At 53.6% G+C, this 278-nt stretch carries 1 protein-coding gene; it reads right to left on the bottom strand.

Features of this window, described 5'->3' with window-relative positions; translation table 11 throughout:
- Positions 1 to 278 (bottom strand): catalase (locus ACO0LF_RS31730; RefSeq protein WP_423021433.1); only part of this gene is annotated, 278 nt, incomplete at both ends.

Below are 278 nucleotides of genomic sequence, written 5' to 3'. Positions count from 1 at the left end.
ACATCAAAGTCAAAGGCGTCTGCCTGTTCTTCGGTAAATACCTGCACGCCGAGTTCATATTCAGGAAATGCACCTGCTTCAATTGCTTCCCATAAATCGCGGCGGTGAAAGTCAGGGTCTGCGCCTGTAATCTTTGCAGCCTCATCCCAGACCAGGGAATGGGTCCCAGCCAGCGGTGTCCAATGGAATTTACAGAACACGGACTCGCCTTGGGCATTAACCAGCCGGAAGGTATGTACTCCAAAGCCCTGCATCATCCGGTAGCTGCGCGGGATGGC

This window comes from Undibacterium sp. Di27W (genome assembly GCF_049340345.1).
Taxonomy (GTDB): domain Bacteria; phylum Pseudomonadota; class Gammaproteobacteria; order Burkholderiales; family Burkholderiaceae_D; genus Undibacterium.
The sequence above is the reverse complement of the archived record's forward strand: the minus strand, read 5'-3'. Positions and strand labels throughout refer to the sequence as shown.